A 19,027-nucleotide genomic window follows, 5' to 3' on the forward strand; every position below is an offset into this window, starting at 1 on the left:
GAATTATGCTTTATATAAAGAATTTGCACGCCTCCATCGAAGGAACTCCGATCCTACGAGGCATCAACCTAGAAGTGAAAGCAGGAGAAGTCCATGCGATCATGGGACCAAATGGCTCAGGTAAATCTACCCTTGCCTCAGTTTTGGCAGGAAGAGAAGAATATGAAGTCACTGCAGGTGAAGTTTCCTTTAAAGGGAAAGACCTCCTTGACCTATCACCGGAAGATAGAGCACGAGAGGGTTTATTTCTTGCATTCCAATATCCTGTGGAAATACCAGGAGTCAGCTCTACTAACTTTCTGAGAACAGCTGTGAATCAAGTAAGAGAATACCGGGGTGAAGATCCTCTTGATGCGGTGAAGTTCTTGACTTTGATGAAAGAGAAAATGAAACTGGTGGAGATGGATCAGAAGCTTTTGAGCAGAGCATTGAACGAAGGTTTCTCCGGCGGAGAAAAGAAACGAAACGAGATCTTCCAAATGGCGATGCTGGCTCCTACCCTCGCTATATTGGATGAAACGGATTCAGGGTTGGATATTGATGCACTTCGAATCGTGTCAAACGGCGTGAATCAGTTGAAATCCAAAGACAATGCAACCATCGTGGTCACTCACTACCAGAGATTGCTAGATTACATTATTCCTGATTTCGTACACGTATTATATAACGGACAAATTGTGAAGTCAGGAACGAAAGAGCTTGCACTAGAGCTAGAAGAAAAAGGTTACGACTGGATCAAAGAAGAAGTTGATTCTAACACTACCGTTTGATTTTCATCCTAAAACATCACGCATGAGTTCGCTTATCAAGCAAGATATACTTGTGGATTTGTTGGGTAATGCAGGTCTAGGTTTCGACCAAGCCCGCACTACAGGAAAGGAAGCTTTCCAAGCCCAAGGATTCCCTACCAATAAATCAGAAGAGTACAAATTCACCACAATCACCAAGAAGATCGAGCAAAGCATCCAAAACTTTGCACCGGCAGGAGATTTCGAAGTAACAGCTGATCAGGTAAAGTCAAATTTATTTGAAGGTTACGCAGGTGACGTTTTGGTATTTGCCAACGGACATTTTCAGCCAGCACTCTCTTCTACTATTGAAGGTGTGGAAGTTGCTCTTCTTTCAGAAAAAGTTGACACGGCGCTTGGAAGTATTGCAAAGCCTGAAAAAGATCCTTTCTGCGCATTGAACCAGAGTTCGTTTGATGCAGGAATTTTTATTTCCGTTCCTAAAAAGGCTCAAATCCAGAAACCGATTCTTCTGTTGAATTTCTTCAAGGCTGCTGCCGGACAAGTGATCCAACCAAGAGTATGGATTGAAGTGGGAGACTTTGCAGAAGTGACCTTTATCAATCACAGTGTAAACCTTAGCGAATCAACTTATTTCCTTAATAAAGTAGTGGAAGTAAAGGGTGGATTCAATACTCAAATTCGCTACTACAATCTTCAGAATGATGGCAAAAATGCCATCGAAGCCAGTACCATAGAAACAGATATTCAGAAAGACGGCAGATTCACTTCAGTGAATATTTCTTTGTCTGGGGAATTGGTCAGAAACAACTTGAGCCTTAATATCCGCGGAAGTAATTCTGAAGGAAATATGTATGGTTTGTATTTACTTAATGGTAAATCGCACGTGGATAACCATACGAATGTGGACCATACCGTGCCCCACGCTGAATCAAACGAGCTGTATAAAGGAATTCTTACGGACAGCTCAAGAGGAGTTTTCAACGGGAAAATCTTCGTAAGACAGGACGCACAGAAAACCAATGCCTTCCAACAAAACAATAACATCCTACTGTCCGAAGATGCTGTGGTCAACACCAAACCTCAACTTGAAATCTGGGCAGATGATGTAAAATGTTCTCACGGTTGTACTACAGGTCAGCTGGATGAGGAAGCCTTGTTCTATCTGCGGGCTAGAGGTATTGCAAAAGATCAAGCCAAAGGCTTATTGCTCTATGCATTTGCCGGTGAAGTCTTAGAGCACATCACTGATGCAAGTTTCAAAGCGTATTGTATCGCACACGTTCAGGAACGGTTAGGAAGTAATTTCTAAGAAATGGGACTAGACCTAGCAAATATCAGAAGCTTATTTCCAGTACTCCATCAGGAAGTACATGGCAAGCCTTTGGTGTATTTTGATAATGCTGCGACGACTCAAAAACCTCAGTCCGTACTGGATGCCTTGACAAATTACTATTCTAACGATAATTCAAATATTCACCGAGGTGCACATGCTTTGGCAGATCGTGCCACTAGGTATTTCGAAGAAACCCGTGAAGCTATTCAGCATTTTATCCATGCTCGCGAAGCTGCTGAGGTGATTTTTACCAAGGGAACTACAGAAGGAATCAATCTGGTCGCTGCTACTTTTGGGAGAAAATATGTAGAAAAAGGTGACGAGATCATCATTTCCACGCTGGAGCATCACTCCAATATTGTTCCTTGGCAAATGCTCTGTGAGGAAAAAGGTGCAATTCTAAAAGTAATTCCGATCAATGAGGCTGGAGAAATAAATTTCGAGGAATTCGAAAAATTACTTTCTCCAAAAACCAAATTGGTCAGCATTGTTCATGCTTCAAACGCTTTAGGGACTATCAACCCCGTCAAACAAATAATAGAAGCTGCCCACACTGTCGGGGCAAAAGTGCTGCTAGACGGAGCACAAAGTTCAAGTCATTTGCATATTGATGTGCAGGAGTTGGATTGTGATTTCTTCGCTTTCTCAGCCCACAAGCTTTACGGACCAACAGGTCTTGGAGTGCTATATGGAAAGCGGGAAGTTTTTGAATCCATGCCTCCTTATCAAGGTGGTGGAGAGATGATCAAGGAGGTTACGTTTGAAAAAACGATTTACAATGAAATACCTTTCAAATTTGAAGCAGGCACTCCAAATATCGCTGATGTAATTGCCTTCAAAGCTGCGATTGATTTTATCAGTGAGATAGGAAAAGAGGCAATCAAAGCCCATGAAGATGAATTGCTTGCCTATGCCAATGAGCAGCTAATGCAGATCAAAGGCTTCATTCCTGTCGGTACGGCCAAAGAAAAAGTCAGTGTTATTTCATTCAATATAAATGAAATGCATCCCTACGATGTAGGTATGATGCTCGATGCCAATGGTATTGCGGTCAGAACAGGCCATCATTGCACACAGCCATTGATGAAAAGGTTGGGTCTGGAAGGAACTGTGAGGGCTTCATTCTCGGTTTATAACACGAAATCAGAACTAGATAAATTGGCAGAAGGCGTAAGCCGAATTGCCAGAATAAAAAATAAATGAGCAGTATTCAGGAAGTTCAAGATGAGATAGTTTCGGAATTTGACATCCTTGGGGATGACAAAGAATCCACAATTTATTACATCATGGAATTAGGCGGAGGCTTAGAAGATTTTCCTGCACATGAAAGAATAGAGGAGAACACCATCAAAGGTTGTCAATCCAAAGTATGGTTAATCGCTCAGGAAAAAGACGGCAATGTTCATTTTCAGGCTGATTCCAACACAGATATCACCAAAGGATTAATCTCACTTTTGCTGAGAGTATTGAACTATCGAAGCCCAGAAGAGATTATAAGTGCGAAGCTTGATTTCGTAGAAAGAATCGGAATGGGTTCCATCATCGGAAGCCAGCGCTCGAATGGCTTTGCCTCTATGATCAAGCAAATCAAATTATATGCATTGGCCATCCAAAGCAAACAAAATGTCTGAAAGTATGTCAACAGAAAGTAAAACAGAAGCATCCGTAGGACAAGTAGAAAACTTGAAGGAAAAAGTAGTACAAGCCATCAAGTTAGTATATGATCCGGAGATCCCCGTGGATGTATATGATTTGGGTTTGATCTATGAAATCACAGTTTACCCAGTAAACAACGTGTATGTCTTGATGACCTTGACTTCTCCAAATTGCCCTTCAGCAGAGTTTATCCCATCAGAGATCAAGGATAAAATCCAGCAGATTCAAGGAATCAACAATGTGGAAATTGAACTGACATTTGATCCACCGTATTCTCAGGATATGATGTCTGAAGCAGCAAAACTTGAATTGGGTTTTCTCTAATTAAGAACTTTAAAAACTAGTAAGATTATGTATCCAGAAGAATTGATCGCTCCAATGAGAGCGGAACTTTCCAGCGTGGGATTTGAAGAGTTCAGAACTGCTGAGCAAGTTGCCACTCATCTTGGTTCAGACCATAAGGGCACCACCCTCGTCGTAGTAAATTCAGTGTGTGGATGCGCAGCAGGAGCTGCCAGACCGGGAGTAACTTACGCGGTAGAAAATGCGACAGTAAAGCCAACCACACTCGCCACTGTATTTGCCGGCAACGATAGAGAAGCAGTAGATAAAATAAGGGAGCTTTGCCTACCTTATCCTCCTTCCTCCCCAGCTATGGCACTATTCAAAGATGGAGAATTGGTCCATTTCATTGAGCGACACCACATAGAAGGAAGAACTGCAAAAATGATCGGAGACCACTTAGTGGAAGTTTTCGAGCATTTCTGCGCATAAAACTAGCCCTATGGGGCTTTTTTTATTACAAAAAACAGTCAGTCAGGTGTTTATGTAAAGATGTACTTTGGTTTCTGAGCAAAAACCATGGAGTAGAGAAAAGTTTATTTTGGAAAAAATCATATTTCGCAAGATTATTATTCCATTAGACACATTGTAAAGCCAATAAACAACCTGATTTTATTAACTTAAGGGCCAATTACGAGGTTTTTTAACATACGCAATCCAAACAATACTTATATGTCTGAATCAGCTAAGCTTTCTTTCAAAGGACAAGACTATGAATTCCCGGTGATCACCGGCACAGAAAATGAATCCGCGATTGACATCGCAAAACTTAGAGCATCCTCGGGACTTATTACCCTAGATCCAGGATACAAAAACACCGGAGCTACTAAAAGCGCCATTACTTTTTTGGATGGTGAAGAAGGAATTCTTCGCTACAGAGGATATAGAATCGAAGACCTGGCTGAGAAATCCACCTTTCTTGAAGTTTCTTACTTATTGATTTACGGTGAGCTCCCTACTCAAGCCGAGTATGAAAACTTCTCCAAAGAAATTACACACCATACATTGGTTCATGAGGATATTAAGAAGATCTTAGAAGGTTTTCCTTCTAACGCGCACCCGATGGGTGTATTATCTTCTATGATATGCGCTTTGACAGCATTCTATCCAGATTCTTTAAACCCAAATAGAAACAAGGAAGAAGTACATTTAAGCATCATTCGTTTGATTGCTAAAATGCCAACATTCGCTACTTGGGCATATAAAAACGAAATGGGGCATCCGGTAAATTATCCTGATAACTCATTGGATTATTGCTCAAACTTCCTGAAAATGATGTTTGCGCTCCCAGCAGAAAAATATGACGTAGATCCTGTCGTGGCTTCTGCTCTGGATAAATTATTGATTCTTCATGCCGATCATGAGCAGAATTGCTCTACTTCTACGGTAAGAATCGTTGGTTCTTCTCAAGCAAGCATATACGCTTCTATTTCAGCCGGTATCAATGCACTTTGGGGACCACTTCATGGTGGGGCCAACCAATCTGTAATTGAGATGCTGGAAGCAATCAAAGCAGATGGAGGCGATGCAAAAAAATACCTGGACAAAGCAAAAGATAAAAACGATCCCTTCAGATTAATGGGATTTGGACACAGAGTTTACAAAAACTTCGACCCTAGAGCAAAAATAATCAAAAAAGCAGCGGATGATGTGCTCGCTAAATTAGGCGTAAATGATCCAGTATTGGACATCGCCAAAGAACTGGAGCAAGCAGCTCTAAATGATCAATACTTCATTGATCGTCAATTGTATCCAAACGTAGATTTCTACTCTGGAATCATCTACAGAGCATTAGGTATTCCTACAGATATGTTCACTGTGATGTTTGCACTAGGAAGACTGCCTGGCTGGATCGCTCAGTGGAAAGAAATGAGAGAAAACGGAGAGCCTATCGGACGTCCAAGACAAGTATATACAGGCGCAAACGAGCGCGACTACGTATCCATGAACAAGCGATAATCGTAGAGCAGATTCCCCATGTTGTATAGACAGCCAGCTAAATTCAGCTGGTTATTCTATTTAAGGTCACTATTAAAAGAGATTTCTTATCTGGTATTAAATTTGAACTTTCACCTGCCAATCAAACAGCTAAAAAATGTCGCTCAAAACTTTTGAAGATGCAGTAGCATTAACAAAAAAATTTACCGAAAAACCCAGCAATGAAGATCTACTCAAACTTTATGGGCTGTATAAGCAAGCCACTGAGGGTGACAATGAAACCGAGCGTCCTGAAGGATTTGACTTCAAAGCCGCTGCAAAATACAATGCCTGGGTGAATTTGAAAGGTAAATCCAAAGAAGAGGCGGCTGAACAATACATCCAATTGGTTGATCAGCTATCAAAGACACACATATAACTACAAAAAGCCTGAACGATCAGGCTTTTTGTTTTATACGCTGCTCAGATACTTCTTCCCAACTATAAGCAAGTCAAATCTTTTTTGAAAATCGAGAAGCAATGATACTTCCCGCGATGAGTTGCTGAATGTGATATAACATCAAAGGAAGCAACACCAAACCGAGTGTAGCAGGATCAGGAAAAATCACTTTCCCTATTACCACGCCTTGGACGAGAGATTTCTTGGAACCGCAAAACAACGCAGTGACGCGATCCTCCCAACTAAAGCCAAGCAAACGGCATAAAATCTCAACAACTAACCAAACCAAGAAAAATAGTCCAAGCATCGTAGCTCCCACTTCAAGTAAAACACTAGACTTATAAGGCGAAAATACATCTTGAGAAAACGACTGGGCAAAAGATGTAAATACAATGATCATGATTACTGCTTGATCTACATTTTTGAGCGTGGAGAGATGCTTTTCAATTTTTGGAAAAAGCCATTTATGAGCGAGAATCCCTAAGATGACAGGCATCAGCACCTTGAGAGATAGTTCTCCCAAAGTAGGTAAAAAATCCAGTTCAATATCCGATGATTTCGCCAAGATCCCCATCCAAGCCGGGGTAATCACCACCCCAAGAAGAGAAGAAATACTCGCATTGAATATAGCGCCGGGGATATTGCCCTGTGAAATAGAAACCATGACCACAGAAGCACTCACGGTGGACGGCAGTACTGAGAGGTATGTAATACCGAGCTGAAAATCCTTGCCGATCCAGCTCAAATAAGGCAAAAGCGCCAGCACTAGCAATGGAAATATCACGAAAGTAGTGAGCTGAATCAGCACGTGCAGCTTCCAATTTCTCAAGCCGGACTTTAGTTGAACCGGATCGAGTTTTACTCCGTAAAGAAAAAACACCAACCCAATTCCTACATTTATTATGGGCTTCCAAGGGACTGGGGACTGATTTGACCCTGCAAAAGGAAACAGCCAAGCCAACAATATTGCTGCAAGCAAGCCCAATAAAAATCCATTAATGCCAACCTTATTGAGTGTTTTGCCTAATTTCTGAATCATTCCTTAGTCAATCGCTTAAAATTATCACAAAGAATAGCGGTCGCTATGGCCACATTCAGTGACTCTGCCTGACCAAAACCTGGAATGGTGACCTTATCTGTCACCAACTTGGCTAGGATCTCAGAGATACCATTTGACTCATTTCCCATCAAGAGTACCCCGCTAGAGATTTGCTTTATTTCGTGGATATTTTTCCCATCCAGAAATGCCCCATAGATGGGCACATTCCACTCTTTGAAAACCTTTGCCAGATCGTCATAGAAAAACTTGACTCGAGTAAATGATCCCATGCTGGACTGAATAACTTTAGGATTATAAAAATCCGCGGTTTGCACTGAAAACACTAGGTTTTTGATCCCGTACCAATCCGCTATTCTAACAATAGTGCCGAGGTTACCTGGATCTCGTACATCATCTAAACCTATTACAAAATTATGCTCAGGAAAATCAAAAGGGCTATTCAACTTCATTTTCACTACTGTGAGGGCACTATCATTGCTTTGGTATTGACCGAGGTTTTCGAGTTGGTTTTGAGTAGCCAGAATCACTTGAGCACCCGACTTATTTATTGAGCTGCCATACCTGTCTAAAAAAGATTCTGTAGCCACCAGTATCTCTACCTCAAAATCAGAGTTAAGTGTCTCTACTACACTCTTTTCACCTTCCACAAAGAACTTTTGCTCCTGATTTCGGAATTTTTTTTGATGTAAGGATTTAATAAACTTAACTGTATTTTTGCTAAGCATTCGGATCGACTCTGCCATTTTGAAATTCACCAAATATATACTTTTTATCTGTGCCCTCTGGGCCATGTATGCTTGTTCTTTGAGCAAAAACATACCTGAAGGCGACTATGTCCTTGAGCGTAATATACTTAAAGGTGTGGATAAGGCCAATCACCTCGAAATTGAAGATTTATATTTCCAAGAACCCAATACCAAGATCCCCCTCACGAATGCCTCACTAGGTGTCACTATCTATAGGTTTGGTAAGTTATTCTATGACAGTGCCAGGGTGAGCGATAGACTGGATGCAAAAAAGTCAGAACTCCAAGAAGTAAAAGCTAGCCTTAATGATACACCGGATGGCCGAAAACTTCTCAAAAAAAGGGATAAAATCCAGACAAAAATAAAAGACTTAGAAAAACTGGAGGAGTACGGGAATTTCCTGATGCGTACCGGAAATCCAGTTACTATTCTGGATAGTGCTCTCACGAAGAAAACCGTAACAGAAATAGATAACTACCTTTATAACAAGGGTTTTTTAGATTCAGAAGTATCCTATGAAGTAGAAACCAAGAAGAAAAAGGCCAGTGTAGTGTACACAATTCAAGAAAAAAAACCCTATCTGTTGGATTCCATATATACAAACTCTGTGAATGAAGGGATACTGGATTTGATAAATCGTACCAAGAATGAATCTCTGATCAAAAAAGGTGAAAGCTACGACCAAAGCAATTTCACCAAAGAAAGAAATCGACTGGAGGAACTCTTCAAAAACAATGGATACTACATGTTCACTAAGAGTTTTATTGATTACAATTTGTATTACGATACCACCTCCAAGAAAATCAATGTAGAACAAAGAATACTTAAACCTTCATTTGCTGAAAAACATCAAGTATATAGAATTGATTCGATCACATTCAAAGTCAGCCCGCCCAGTGACGATTTTATAGATGAAAAGATTCAAAGAAACTATCGTACCATTGATTTCACATTTTACAGAGATCGATTTTCATCCAAATTGTTTAGCTCAAGGATTTTATTCAATGAAGGTGAAGAATACAAAAGGATAAACATCATAGAAACTCAAAAGCAGCTCAGTAACCTGGATCTTTTCAGGTATATCAATATTTCATTTGACACGGTGGGAACGAGTCTTACCGCAAAGATTTTAACTCAACCCAACCAAAAATATCAGCTCACAAATCAACTCGGAATAAGTATCACAGAGCAGTTGCCGGGACCATTCTTTAGTATAGTGTTGAGGAATAGAAATTTTTTTAGAGCGGGTGAAATCTTAGAGTTCAATACTAGGGTTGGCTATGAAGGAGTGGCTTCTGCCACAGATCAAGGGGTCTATCAAAGCAAAGAATTCGGTGCTTCGGCTTCCGTTATTTTCCCTAGGTTTCTCATCCCATTTTATAGTAATAGCCTACAAAAATATGGCCGATACAATCCCAATACCCGTACTCAGCTCGGATTCAATTATACAAACCGCCCAGAATATACTAGATCAGGTATAAATGCCCTTCTTGCCTATACTTGGGCCACACGTGGCAATAGGCAACAATTCACTATTAATGCAGCAGATATTAATTACATACGAACGCCCAATATTTCAAATGATTTTGGCCAAGTATTAAAGGATCTGGAAAACCAGGGTAATAATTTGATTTGGTCTTTCCTACCCTCACTCATCAGCAGTGTATCTGCACAGTCCATTATTAATTTCAATAATTACGGCAATTACAGTTCATCGAATAAAGCCTCTCTACTCAAGTTATTTGTGGAAAGCGGTGGAACTACTTTAAATTTTGTGAATGCCGCTAGCAACAATGAAACCACTGATTTTGCTAGATTTCAATGGCTAAAACTTCAGGCAGATTATAGAAGATATCATCCACTCAACCAAAAATCAACGCTTGCCTACAGAGCTAATTTCGGCATTGCTAATCCTTATGGTGTGAGTACAGGGATTCTTCCTTACGAAAAATATTTTTTTGCCGGAGGAGGCACCAGCATAAGAGCATGGCAAGCAAGACGATTAGGTCCAGGCAGTTTTACACCCCCAATTGGAGACAGAGGACGGTATGATTATGCCTTTGAGCAACCAGCAGAGATGATCGTAGAAACTATGCTGGAATACCGTAGAAATCTTGCAGGCTATTTTGATATGGCTGTTTTTGTAGATGCTGGAAATGCCTGGGTGATCGGCGTAGATAATTCCCGACCAGGAGCAGATTTCAGATTTGACCGGTTTTATAAAGAAATAGCCCTGGGTACTGGAATAGGATTGCGAATGGACTTCAATTTCTTGGTAGTCCGGCTTGATTTAGCAACCAAAGCTGTGGATCCATCGATGCCAGAAGGAGAAAGATGGGTGCTGGACAATATCTCATTCAATCGTCTTTTTGGTCTAAAAGGCCAAACAGTTCTTAACTTTGGAATAGGATACCCATTCTAAAGCGAAAAAAAACAAAAATGTCACGAAAGAGTAAAGAAGAAATAGCTGAAATCTATAGGCAAATGCAGGATCATATCTGCAAAGAGCTAGAGTTAGCGGATGGCTCAGGCCAATTTATAGAAGACCAATGGGATAGGCCTGCCGGTGGTGGTGGCAGAACTCGTGTTTTTAAAGATGGTAAAATCATAGAAAAAGGTGGAGTAGCTTTCTCAGCCGTGCATGGCCCAACACCTGATAAAATTCTCCATAAACTAAAACTAGATAAAGCTGACTTTTTTGCCACAGGTGTGTCAATAGTCTTACATCCCAAAAGCCCCCTAGTGCCCATCATCCACATGAACATCCGATACTTTGAGATGGATAATGGGGTGCATTGGTTTGGAGGAGGGATAGATCTGACTCCGCATTATGTAGATGTAGCCGATGCCGGGTATTTTCACCAGGAAATAAAGAAAGTCTGCGACCAATACGATGCAGCTTGTTATTCGAAATTTAAGAATTGGGCTGATGAGTACTTCTACATCAAGCATAGAAATGAAACCCGTGGTATTGGAGGTATTTTTTATGACAGATTGCAAGGAAATGACGAGGAAGAGTTCGAAAAATTACTGCAATTCAGCCTATCTCTAGGTCGCTTATTTCCAGAAATTTACGGGCATTTCATGAAGAAAAACTCTCAAATCCCTTTTGGCGAAAACGAAAAGTCTTGGCAAAGTCTTCGAAGGGGGCGCTATGTAGAATTCAACTTAGTATGGGATGCAGGAACCAAATTCGGACTAGATACTAACGGCCGTACGGAGAGTATTCTGATGAGTATGCCTCCGATGGCTAAGTGGGAATATATGCACGAAGCAGAGATAGGATCGAAGGAAGAGTTCACCCAAAATCACCTTAAAAAAGGAATAGACTGGATATCTTATCTACCATGATCGAACAAATCAAGGCTTGGGATGAGGAATTATTCCTCAGGTTAAACACCTTTCACACAGACTGGTTGGATGTAGTTTTCTTTCAGTTCACACAGACTGTGACGTGGTTCCCTTTTTATGCGATTCTGATCTACTTTATTTTTAGGGTGGATCGCAAAAATAGTTGGTGGGTACTTGGCGGTGTTGCATTGGCTATACTGATTGCAGACCAGGTAACTTCTGGGCTGATGAAACCCTTCTTCGAAAGACTCAGACCCTGTCATGATCCTCGATGGGATGAAGTAATCTACAATTATGAAAGATGTGGTGGCCTGTATGGCTTTGCTTCTTCCCACGCCGCCAACACTTTTAGTTTTGCTGTTTTTATTAATTTAAAAATGAAAGGCAAACTTCGCTTCCTTCCTTGGCTTTATTTGTGGGCTGCGGTGATATCTTACACTAGAATATATCTTGGTGTACACTATCCCTTGGATGTTTTGGCAGGAGCTTTGGTGGGAGCACTGGCTGGATTCCTCAGTTGGTTTGTGATTGTCGTTGTAAGACGAGAAATTCTAAAACTAATCCTAAAGGACTAACTTGCTATGTTTCTCAGGGGATATTTAAAATAAATCAATAAATTTCCTTTAGAAAAGCAGTTAAATTGTATGGGTTTTTATGTTTTGTTCAGTTGGGCTCCTAGCAGAAGTAACTACAGTTAACTTAGACCTTGTCACTGGGCAGCCCAATGGCGGAATGCCCCTTCTTCCAGCAGCGGAGAATTTTATATCAGGAGTGCTATTCCTGATAGAATAGAGATGGTAAAGCTCCTTATTTACCAAGCGAAGAAAACAGAAAAAGTAGGCTACACTTATCTCTGGGGCCAACCCCGATTTTGGGACAAGTATGCAGCGCTGACAGGGGCCAATCTGATCGCTATATGCAGTCTATGACACCTTTGATGAAATCAGCACCAATTTAGGTGGTTTATATCTAAACACAGGGTAATTCCCACTACAAGTTTTAGGCTTTTGGCCTGAACCATCGGAAATAGCTACAAGATCTGCTATAATGCTCCAGGGCTTCGATATTGAAAGCAACAAAGAACGAGAATTAGCCTTATCTTCCCATTTGTTTTTTGCTAAACATAAAATAAATTGGCAACTGAATCGACTCGATTTACTTTTGATGATAAAGGACTACTTCAAAACAGTGAATTGCGTTTTCGCTTACAACTAGACCTCTCTTTTTAATGGCTCGCATTTCGATTTTTCTACTGCTTTTTTGGATCACATTCCCTGCCATGGCACAAGACTCCGTAGTTTACAAACCAAATCAGATTCGAGATTTTAAATTGATTCCTTTGCCTGCAATTGCTTCAAATCCTGCAAATGGTTGGCTATTTGGCATTGCCCCATCAGCTACCTGGAGGATGGGAGCCCCCAACCTTACCCACTTGTCTAACCTAGTGGGAAACCTACTATACACTACCAAAAAACAATGGCTGATCAGCTCCCGAAGTACTATTTTTCTTGCAGATGACAGCTGGATTTTAGTAGGAGATTGGCGTTTTTTCATTACATCTCAGCCCACTTTTGGGTTAGGAAGCACTAGTCCAAATGTGCCCATAGAAAACCCAAACCAATCAGGTGTCTGGTGGGGTGAACAGCAAATGGATTATAATTGGGTGCGATTCTACGAGACCGTACTCAAGCGAATCTCTTCCTCTAAGTTTTACTTAGGTATAGGCTACCATCTTGATATTTATTCCAAAATTGAAAATTTTATGGAGGATAAAATCACTCAGGAGCTTACTTTCTCCAATGATTTTTACAATCAGACCAAAGGGTTTAAGGTCGATAAAAACACAATTTCTGGAATTACAGTGAATGCGATGATGGAAAATCGTGATTTGGCTGTTTCTCCTTATGAAACCAACTTTGCTTTAATCTCTTTTAAAATCAATCCGGAATTTTTAGGTTCGAAACAATCTTCGTCCACACTCCTACTCGACTACCGCCATTATTTCCCCTTAAGTGAAAATCGGAAACGTCATATATTGGCACTATGGGGTTATGCCAATTTCCTCGTATCTGGCGCTGTGCCATACATGGCATTACCTTCAATTGGCTATGACATGTTTGGGCGTTCGGGTAGAGGATATTCTCAAGGTCGATTCAGAGGGGAAAGCATGGTGTATTCAGAAGCAGAATATCGCTTTCCTTTGCAGAAAAATAAGGAAACTTTTGGAGGGACTGTTTTTGTGAATGCAGCTAGTTTTGGAAGTAAATTGACTCAGGAAAACCTATTTACAAAAATCAATCCTGGCTATGGTCTTGGGCTTAGGGTGATGATCAATAAAGAAAATCGAACTACTATTTCGGCGGATTATGGCTTTGGACAAAAAGGTAATTCAGGCTTTTACCTGAATATAAATGAATCCTTCTAACTTCCAAAATTGATTTTAATGGATAAATAACCTACTTGATCTAGAGCTTTGGCTCCAATAAGTCAGTATTATAACACTACCATAAAAAGCCCTGAAAAACTAGTTTTTCAGGGCTTTTGTGTTGAGGGAATAAATAAATTACTTAGCCTCGTTTTTCTTCGCTGTTACTTCAGCTCTGATTTCTTGTGCAAGATTTTTGATCGCCTGCATCCCTGTTCTCACTCTAGTTCCGGCTGCTTTGTTGCCATTTTCGTAGAATTTCGCAAAGTCTGCTTCCAAAGAATCGACCAAATCTTTAACTTCTTGGTGTCTGCTCATAATCATTTTATTGGTTGGTTATAAAATATACTTGAATACAATAAACATCATTTATAATGCCATTAGAAGTCTTTTGTCGTTTATTTTTAATTTTTAGTGCAGAAAAATGGTGTTTTCATTAAAACCTTCATTTTATTCAATTTTCTGCAACATTTCGTGCCAAAAATTGAGTTAAATATTCTGACAAAAATGTATCCGCTCTACTCATAATGACTTATTCGTTACCCAAAATGGATTTAACTAGACCTAAATCAACACTTTTCTACCCTTTTCAGCAGATTCAAGTATGGCTTGTACGATGCGAATATCCCTAAGTCCTTCTTCACCAGGTACAGACTGTGGTTTTCCATCCATGATAGTCTGCGCATCATCATCCATCTGCCACACTTGTTCCATAGGCTGCTGAAATGGGAAATTAATTTCGCCTAACGGACTTTTCCCTTTGTTTCCAGCATAAGCTGAGAACGGTGCCATCTCTATCATGCCCTTTTCACAGCTGATATTTAAAAAATTCATATTTTCGGCAAAGGAAGTTTTGATTGTCCCGATCACACCTCCCGGGAATTCCAGCTCGGCTTCCACTATCTCTCCTAATCCATCTTTGTATATGTCAGGTCGCTCTGTCCATACTTTCGCCGAATTTACAGCAATAGGTTCCATTCCTGATCCCAGTCTAGCTCCCTGAATTGAATAGACACCCATATCGTAAATCACGCCACCTCCCATTTCTCGCTTTTGCTTCCAATGATCTGTACGGTTTTCACGATATCCAGCCGCACAATCCAAGCCCAGTACTTTCCCTAGACTCTGATCTTTTACAATTTTCTGAAAGGCCTTTGTATTAGGCTCGTGCTGGCACCTATAACCAATTGACAGGGAAACATTAGCTTGCTTACACGCATCTATCATAGCCTGGCACTCCTCCACTGTCATAGCCATAGGTTTCTCACACCATACATGCTTGCCAGCTTTGGCCGCTCGAATCACATATTCCTTATGCATGGAAGGAGGTAATACAATATAGATCACATCTATATCCGGATTCTCTGCTATAGAATCGAAGGTATCGTAATTATAAATATTCTTTTCAGGAATCTTATACTTGGTTTTCCAAACACCAGCTTTGGAAGGTGTACCGGTAACTATGCCTGCGAGATAGCACTTTTCCGTCTTTTCCAGAGCTGGAGCAAGTAAATCCGTACTATAATAACCCAATCCAACTAAGGCTACTCCGAGTTTGTCCTTGCGTGATGCAGATGAAGCGAAAACAGTAAAAGGTGAGACCAAACTTACTCCTGCTCCAAGTGCAAGAGATTTCAATGTGGTTCTTCTTGAGATAAAATCCATAGGTTTTTGGTTGAGGGTTTGAAAAATACTTTACTTATCAAGATAATGCTTTCATTTTACCCTCCAAAAAATTATTATCTTCAATCATTGTATAATAATCCACTTTAACCCTTCATCATCATGAAAAATCTAGTGATCCTCATCCTTTTCATTGCACCGTTGTTCACTCAAGCACAAACGCAGATGCAACCCTATCTCAGTCTGGAAGATGCTACTCGCATATCAGATGCTGCACAAGACAAATCCAAAGCTGAAGGCTGGAATATGGTGATCGTGGTGCTGGATGCCGGAGGACATATAATCGCACTGCGCAGAATGGATGGCGTGCAGATAGGGAGCATAGATGTAGCGCTAGGCAAAGCTAAAACTGCTGTTTATTTCAAACGTCCCACTAAAGTCTTTGAAGATATGATGAAAGGTGAAGGAGGAACTAGAATAGCCACCTTACCTAATGCAGTGGCTATTGAAGGAGGCCTTCCTATTTTCAAAGATGGGGTAATCGTAGGGGCAATTGGGATTTCTGGAGCCAGCTCGGCGCAAGATGGAATGGTAGCGGCCGCTGCTTTGGCTGTATATTGATAAAGGTCTCACGGCGAACTAATAATCACCTCCAGTCTATAGAAAAGTGATAGAACCGGAGGTGATTATATCTAGACTGACTGTAGAGAATGGTAATGAATTTACTGCAAATAAATCCAGGCAAATCAATCTTTCAGATTAGAAATAATAGAATGCGACTTTGTGTTGCAGCAATTCTCACATAAACCTACTTTTTTCTTAAGTGTCATAGCTTTTCTCATGGCTTCTTTGCCGGTATTGTAAGGGCCTAGGTAATCCCTGTCATAGGAACTGGGAATATATTCACATTCACGATCGTGCACTTCATGTAGTCCGCTGTCGTTTGGCTGGGAAGAAAGATAAAAGAATTTCATAGGTCAGTAGATGAATTATTAACTACCCAAAATTACTATGCATTACTTAATGAAAACATACCCTATACAGGGTATTTATTCCATAAAAAACTAAAAATTAACGCTTTCCACTCCTCTTTTCTTGGTTTATTTCTGATTGCCGCATAGGCATTTGGTCGATTAGTACTCCATTTGGTTATAACTTTCTTTACTTATTTCATAAATCGACCGAGCAAATCAGCCCATTCTTCTACCAATGTTAAATCCGGTCTGGTTTCACCTGCTCTTCTGTACCAATAATCAGCATTCCATTGATCTCCTTCCTTTCTGTGCAGATAAGCATGGATTCTGGCAGCGTCCTTTCCATCTAGGCTATCTACTTGATCATGTGCTCGTTCCCAATCACCATTCCCATCGTACCACAGTGCTTTTAGGATGGGGTTATAATGGTTGATCTTATCTTCTGATTTCAGAAAATCAGAAATTATTTTATCATCAAATGTCATAGCAATTGTATTTTTCCGCTAAAGTAAAAAACCTCAAGTATTCTTTCTATACCATTAAAGAACGTGAAATCGAAGTTGTAGAACTAATCTTCGGGAATTTGACATATTTATAACCTCAACCCGCCACGATCATGACAATAAAAAAACCACTGATTTTATTGATTTTCACATTAGCCTGTTCGCTTAACGTAAAAGCTCAGACAAAAACTGATCAGCAATTAGAGACCTTTATTAAGCAGATAACGGATTCATTTTGCGGAGATATCGGCATATATATCAAAAACCTGCGAACTGGTACTTCAGTAGAAATCAATTCGGACACCATATTTCCTACCGCAAGTATTGTCAAAATCCCCATTCTTCTGGGCGTCTTCGACAAAATAGAACAGGGAGAACTGCAGTATAGAGTGCCATTGCTTTATCGGGACTCTATCAAATACGGTGGTTCTGGAATTATGCAGTTTTTCAAAGATTCTACTCAGACAGATCTAAGTACTTTGATTGCACTGATGCTTAGTTATTCCGACAATACTACTTCACTTTGGAATCAAGCACTCGCTGGAGGAGGATTAGAAATAAATTTATTAATGGAACAATTAGGATACAAAAACACACGGGTAAACAGCCGCACACCTGGAAGAGAAAGCATCTGGGAGAAATATGGCTGGGGACAAACTACGCCAAGGGAGATGGCAGATATCTTTGTACGTTTAAACAAACGAGAAATAATTAGTCCTGCTGCATCGGAACAGATGTATCGTTTGCTTTCCAACACTTTTTATACCGACTATGCTGTATCAGGAATCCCCGCTGGCATAAATGTAGCGAGCAAACAAGGTATGGTGGATGCCTCGCGATCTGAGGTGTTTTTGGTGAATTCCCCACATGGTGATTATGTCTGCGCTATTTTTACCGAAAACAATGAGGATCAAAGTTGGGATTATGACAATGAGGCATGGGTACTAACTAGAAAGATCTCTAATCTAGTTTGGAATCATTTCAACCCAAATCAACCCTACGAACAGCCTACGGGATTCAAAAGATATTTGGAAGGACTATCCTATTGAGGCGAAATGTCTTTCAACCTGTCTTCGCCAATTCTTCTATTTTTGTACGAAGAAATTTCAGGTTTTCCTCCTTGCCAGACTGAAAAAAATTGAAGGCGTAATCCGTATGATAGTGGTGATCTATCATAAAGCTTTCACTGTTTCTCAACCAGCCCAATAACTCAACAGGTCTGCCATTCAGCTGCTCATTTTCTTTTTTCAAAAGTAAAGTCTGAGCGTAGAACTGATCTGAACTCAAATGATAAAGATCTGCATCGCAGATTATGGAGTCCATTAGATTCTGGGGTTGCTGGGGGACTTTTGTAGCCAGTATAGCAGCACAAATCCTATCTATTCTATCTTGACTCACCTCAAACTGCTTCAAAAATACTCGAGCAAAGTCTGCTCCCCTACGCTCATGGTCCAGCGCAACTCCTTCCCAATAGCCCACATCGTGCAACCAACCAGATAAAAACAAATCTTCCAAATCAGTTTGATCCATTTGAAAATATGTTCCGATTTCTTCCACCTTAGCTACAATCGATAAGGTGTGATCTAAATTGTGGTAGCAAACGTCAGGATTTAATCGTTTGGCAAACATTTTTCTAATACTGCACTCAAAACTCTCAAGATGTCTATCCACAGGCTAAATGATGGTTTTTACTGATTAAAAGAAAACTAATTTACTATTTATATTCACTATTCCAGCTTTAAACACTTGAATCGTAGTCATTTAAATTTTTTACACGGAGAGACAAATATAATCTTCCAGATTTTTCGCTTGAAATCGAGCATGACTCAAGCGACACATACTGAGATAATTATCTACCATGCGAGATTCCATATGGCCTTTAAAA

Annotated in this window: 21 protein-coding genes; 14 read left to right on the forward strand and 7 right to left on the reverse strand. The window is 40.3% G+C overall.

Going from position 1 to position 19,027, the window contains the following annotated elements; genetic code table 11:
• The first annotated feature begins 5 nt into the window (after positions 1 to 5).
• The 8 genes from sufC (at position 6) to U3A58_RS04560 (ending at position 6,439) form a co-directional block, all read left to right on the forward strand.
• Positions 6 to 770: a Fe-S cluster assembly ATPase SufC gene (gene sufC, locus U3A58_RS04525; protein WP_323822205.1), complete on the forward strand. Its 765-nt coding sequence runs from the start codon at positions 6 to 8 to the stop codon at positions 768 to 770.
• A 22-nt stretch (positions 771 to 792) separates the two neighbouring features.
• On the forward strand, positions 793 to 2,061 hold the full coding sequence (gene sufD / locus U3A58_RS04530; RefSeq protein WP_323822206.1) for a Fe-S cluster assembly protein SufD: 1,269 nt from the start codon (positions 793 to 795) through the stop codon (positions 2,059 to 2,061).
• A 3-nt stretch (positions 2,062 to 2,064) separates the two neighbouring features.
• Positions 2,065 to 3,288, forward strand: a complete 1,224-nt coding sequence (locus tag U3A58_RS04535; RefSeq protein WP_323822207.1) for a cysteine desulfurase — start codon at positions 2,065 to 2,067, stop codon at positions 3,286 to 3,288.
• Positions 3,285 to 3,716, forward strand: a complete 432-nt coding sequence (locus tag U3A58_RS04540) for a SufE family protein (RefSeq protein ID WP_323822208.1) — start codon at positions 3,285 to 3,287, stop codon at positions 3,714 to 3,716. The genes U3A58_RS04535 and U3A58_RS04540 overlap by 4 nt, the downstream gene beginning before the upstream one ends.
• Positions 3,717 to 3,720: 4 nt before the next feature.
• Positions 3,721 to 4,065, forward strand: coding sequence for an iron-sulfur cluster assembly protein (locus U3A58_RS04545; RefSeq protein ID WP_416377282.1), 345 nt, complete (start codon positions 3,721 to 3,723; stop codon positions 4,063 to 4,065).
• Positions 4,066 to 4,092: 27 nt separating this feature from the next.
• A complete protein-coding gene (locus U3A58_RS04550; RefSeq protein ID WP_323822210.1) occupies positions 4,093 to 4,515 on the forward strand; it encodes a BrxA/BrxB family bacilliredoxin in 423 nt (140 codons plus the stop codon).
• Positions 4,516 to 4,755: 240 nt separating this feature from the next.
• Entirely contained in the window at positions 4,756 to 6,042 is a 1,287-nt protein-coding gene (locus U3A58_RS04555) for a citrate synthase (protein WP_323822211.1), read from the forward strand.
• Between the two features lie 136 nt (positions 6,043 to 6,178).
• The gene (locus U3A58_RS04560; protein ID WP_323822212.1) at positions 6,179 to 6,439 is read left to right on the forward strand and encodes an acyl-CoA-binding protein; all 261 of its coding nucleotides are present in this window, start codon (positions 6,179 to 6,181) and stop codon (positions 6,437 to 6,439) included.
• A 73-nt stretch (positions 6,440 to 6,512) separates the two neighbouring features.
• Here the strand turns inward: U3A58_RS04560 and U3A58_RS04565 are convergent, their stop codons facing one another.
• Both U3A58_RS04565 and U3A58_RS04570 read right to left on the reverse strand, forming a co-directional pair.
• Positions 6,513 to 7,499, reverse strand: a complete 987-nt coding sequence (locus U3A58_RS04565) for a bile acid:sodium symporter family protein (RefSeq protein ID WP_323822213.1) — start codon at positions 7,497 to 7,499, stop codon at positions 6,513 to 6,515.
• Positions 7,496 to 8,245 carry a TrmH family RNA methyltransferase gene (locus U3A58_RS04570; RefSeq protein ID WP_323822356.1) on the reverse strand — a complete coding sequence of 250 codons (750 nt, stop codon included), beginning with the start codon at positions 8,243 to 8,245 and terminating at the stop codon, positions 7,496 to 7,498. Before U3A58_RS04570 ends, U3A58_RS04565 begins: the two co-directional genes overlap by 4 nt.
• 79 nt (positions 8,246 to 8,324) lie before the next feature.
• On the opposite strand from U3A58_RS04570, the gene tamL reads away from it, so the two are divergent.
• The 4 genes from tamL to U3A58_RS04590 all read left to right on the forward strand — a co-directional run bounded on the left by tamL (position 8,325) and on the right by U3A58_RS04590 (position 14,042).
• Complete coding sequence (gene tamL, locus U3A58_RS04575; protein ID WP_323822214.1) at positions 8,325 to 10,688, forward strand: translocation and assembly module lipoprotein TamL; 2,364 nt, start codon at positions 8,325 to 8,327, stop codon at positions 10,686 to 10,688.
• 17 nt (positions 10,689 to 10,705) lie between these two features.
• Positions 10,706 to 11,617, forward strand: coding sequence for an oxygen-dependent coproporphyrinogen oxidase (gene hemF, locus U3A58_RS04580; protein ID WP_323822215.1), 912 nt, complete (start codon positions 10,706 to 10,708; stop codon positions 11,615 to 11,617).
• Positions 11,614 to 12,192, forward strand: a complete 579-nt coding sequence (locus U3A58_RS04585; RefSeq protein WP_323822216.1) for a phosphatase PAP2 family protein — start codon at positions 11,614 to 11,616, stop codon at positions 12,190 to 12,192. Before hemF ends, U3A58_RS04585 begins: the two co-directional genes overlap by 4 nt.
• A gap of 704 nt (positions 12,193 to 12,896) precedes the next feature.
• Positions 12,897 to 14,042 carry a BamA/TamA family outer membrane protein gene (locus tag U3A58_RS04590; protein ID WP_323822217.1) on the forward strand — a complete coding sequence of 382 codons (1,146 nt, stop codon included), beginning with the start codon at positions 12,897 to 12,899 and terminating at the stop codon, positions 14,040 to 14,042.
• A 138-nt stretch (positions 14,043 to 14,180) separates the two neighbouring features.
• On the opposite strand, the gene U3A58_RS04595 is transcribed toward U3A58_RS04590, so the two are convergent.
• Positions 14,181 to 14,360, reverse strand: coding sequence for a histone H1 (locus U3A58_RS04595; RefSeq protein ID WP_192350681.1), 180 nt, complete (start codon positions 14,358 to 14,360; stop codon positions 14,181 to 14,183).
• A gap of 246 nt (positions 14,361 to 14,606) precedes the next feature.
• Positions 14,607 to 15,707 (reverse strand): Gfo/Idh/MocA family protein, encoded by a 1,101-nt coding sequence (locus U3A58_RS04600; protein WP_323822218.1) that lies wholly within the window; start codon positions 15,705 to 15,707, stop codon positions 14,607 to 14,609.
• 120 nt (positions 15,708 to 15,827) lie between these two features.
• Here U3A58_RS04600 and U3A58_RS04605 point away from each other — a divergent pair, with 120 nt between their 5' ends.
• Positions 15,828 to 16,286: a GlcG/HbpS family heme-binding protein gene (locus U3A58_RS04605; protein ID WP_323822219.1), complete on the forward strand. Its 459-nt coding sequence runs from the start codon at positions 15,828 to 15,830 to the stop codon at positions 16,284 to 16,286.
• 125 nt (positions 16,287 to 16,411) lie between these two features.
• Here the strand turns inward: U3A58_RS04605 and U3A58_RS04610 are convergent, their stop codons facing one another.
• On the reverse strand, positions 16,412 to 16,639 hold the full coding sequence (locus tag U3A58_RS04610) for a hypothetical protein (protein WP_323822220.1): 228 nt from the start codon (positions 16,637 to 16,639) through the stop codon (positions 16,412 to 16,414).
• 191 nt (positions 16,640 to 16,830) lie between these two features.
• Positions 16,831 to 17,124, reverse strand: coding sequence for a hypothetical protein (locus U3A58_RS04615; protein ID WP_323822221.1), 294 nt, complete (start codon positions 17,122 to 17,124; stop codon positions 16,831 to 16,833).
• Between the two features lie 131 nt (positions 17,125 to 17,255).
• Here U3A58_RS04615 and U3A58_RS04620 point away from each other — a divergent pair, with 131 nt between their 5' ends.
• On the forward strand, positions 17,256 to 18,191 hold the full coding sequence (locus U3A58_RS04620) for a serine hydrolase (protein ID WP_323822222.1): 936 nt from the start codon (positions 17,256 to 17,258) through the stop codon (positions 18,189 to 18,191).
• A gap of 13 nt (positions 18,192 to 18,204) precedes the next feature.
• On the opposite strand, the gene U3A58_RS04625 is transcribed toward U3A58_RS04620, so the two are convergent.
• Entirely contained in the window at positions 18,205 to 18,813 is a 609-nt protein-coding gene (locus tag U3A58_RS04625) for an HD domain-containing protein (protein WP_323822223.1), read from the reverse strand.
• Between the last annotated feature and the right edge of the window lie 214 nt (positions 18,814 to 19,027).

The sequence above is a fragment of the Algoriphagus persicinus genome, from assembly GCF_035156415.1.
Taxonomy (GTDB): Bacteria; Bacteroidota; Bacteroidia; order Cytophagales; family Cyclobacteriaceae; genus Algoriphagus; species Algoriphagus persicinus.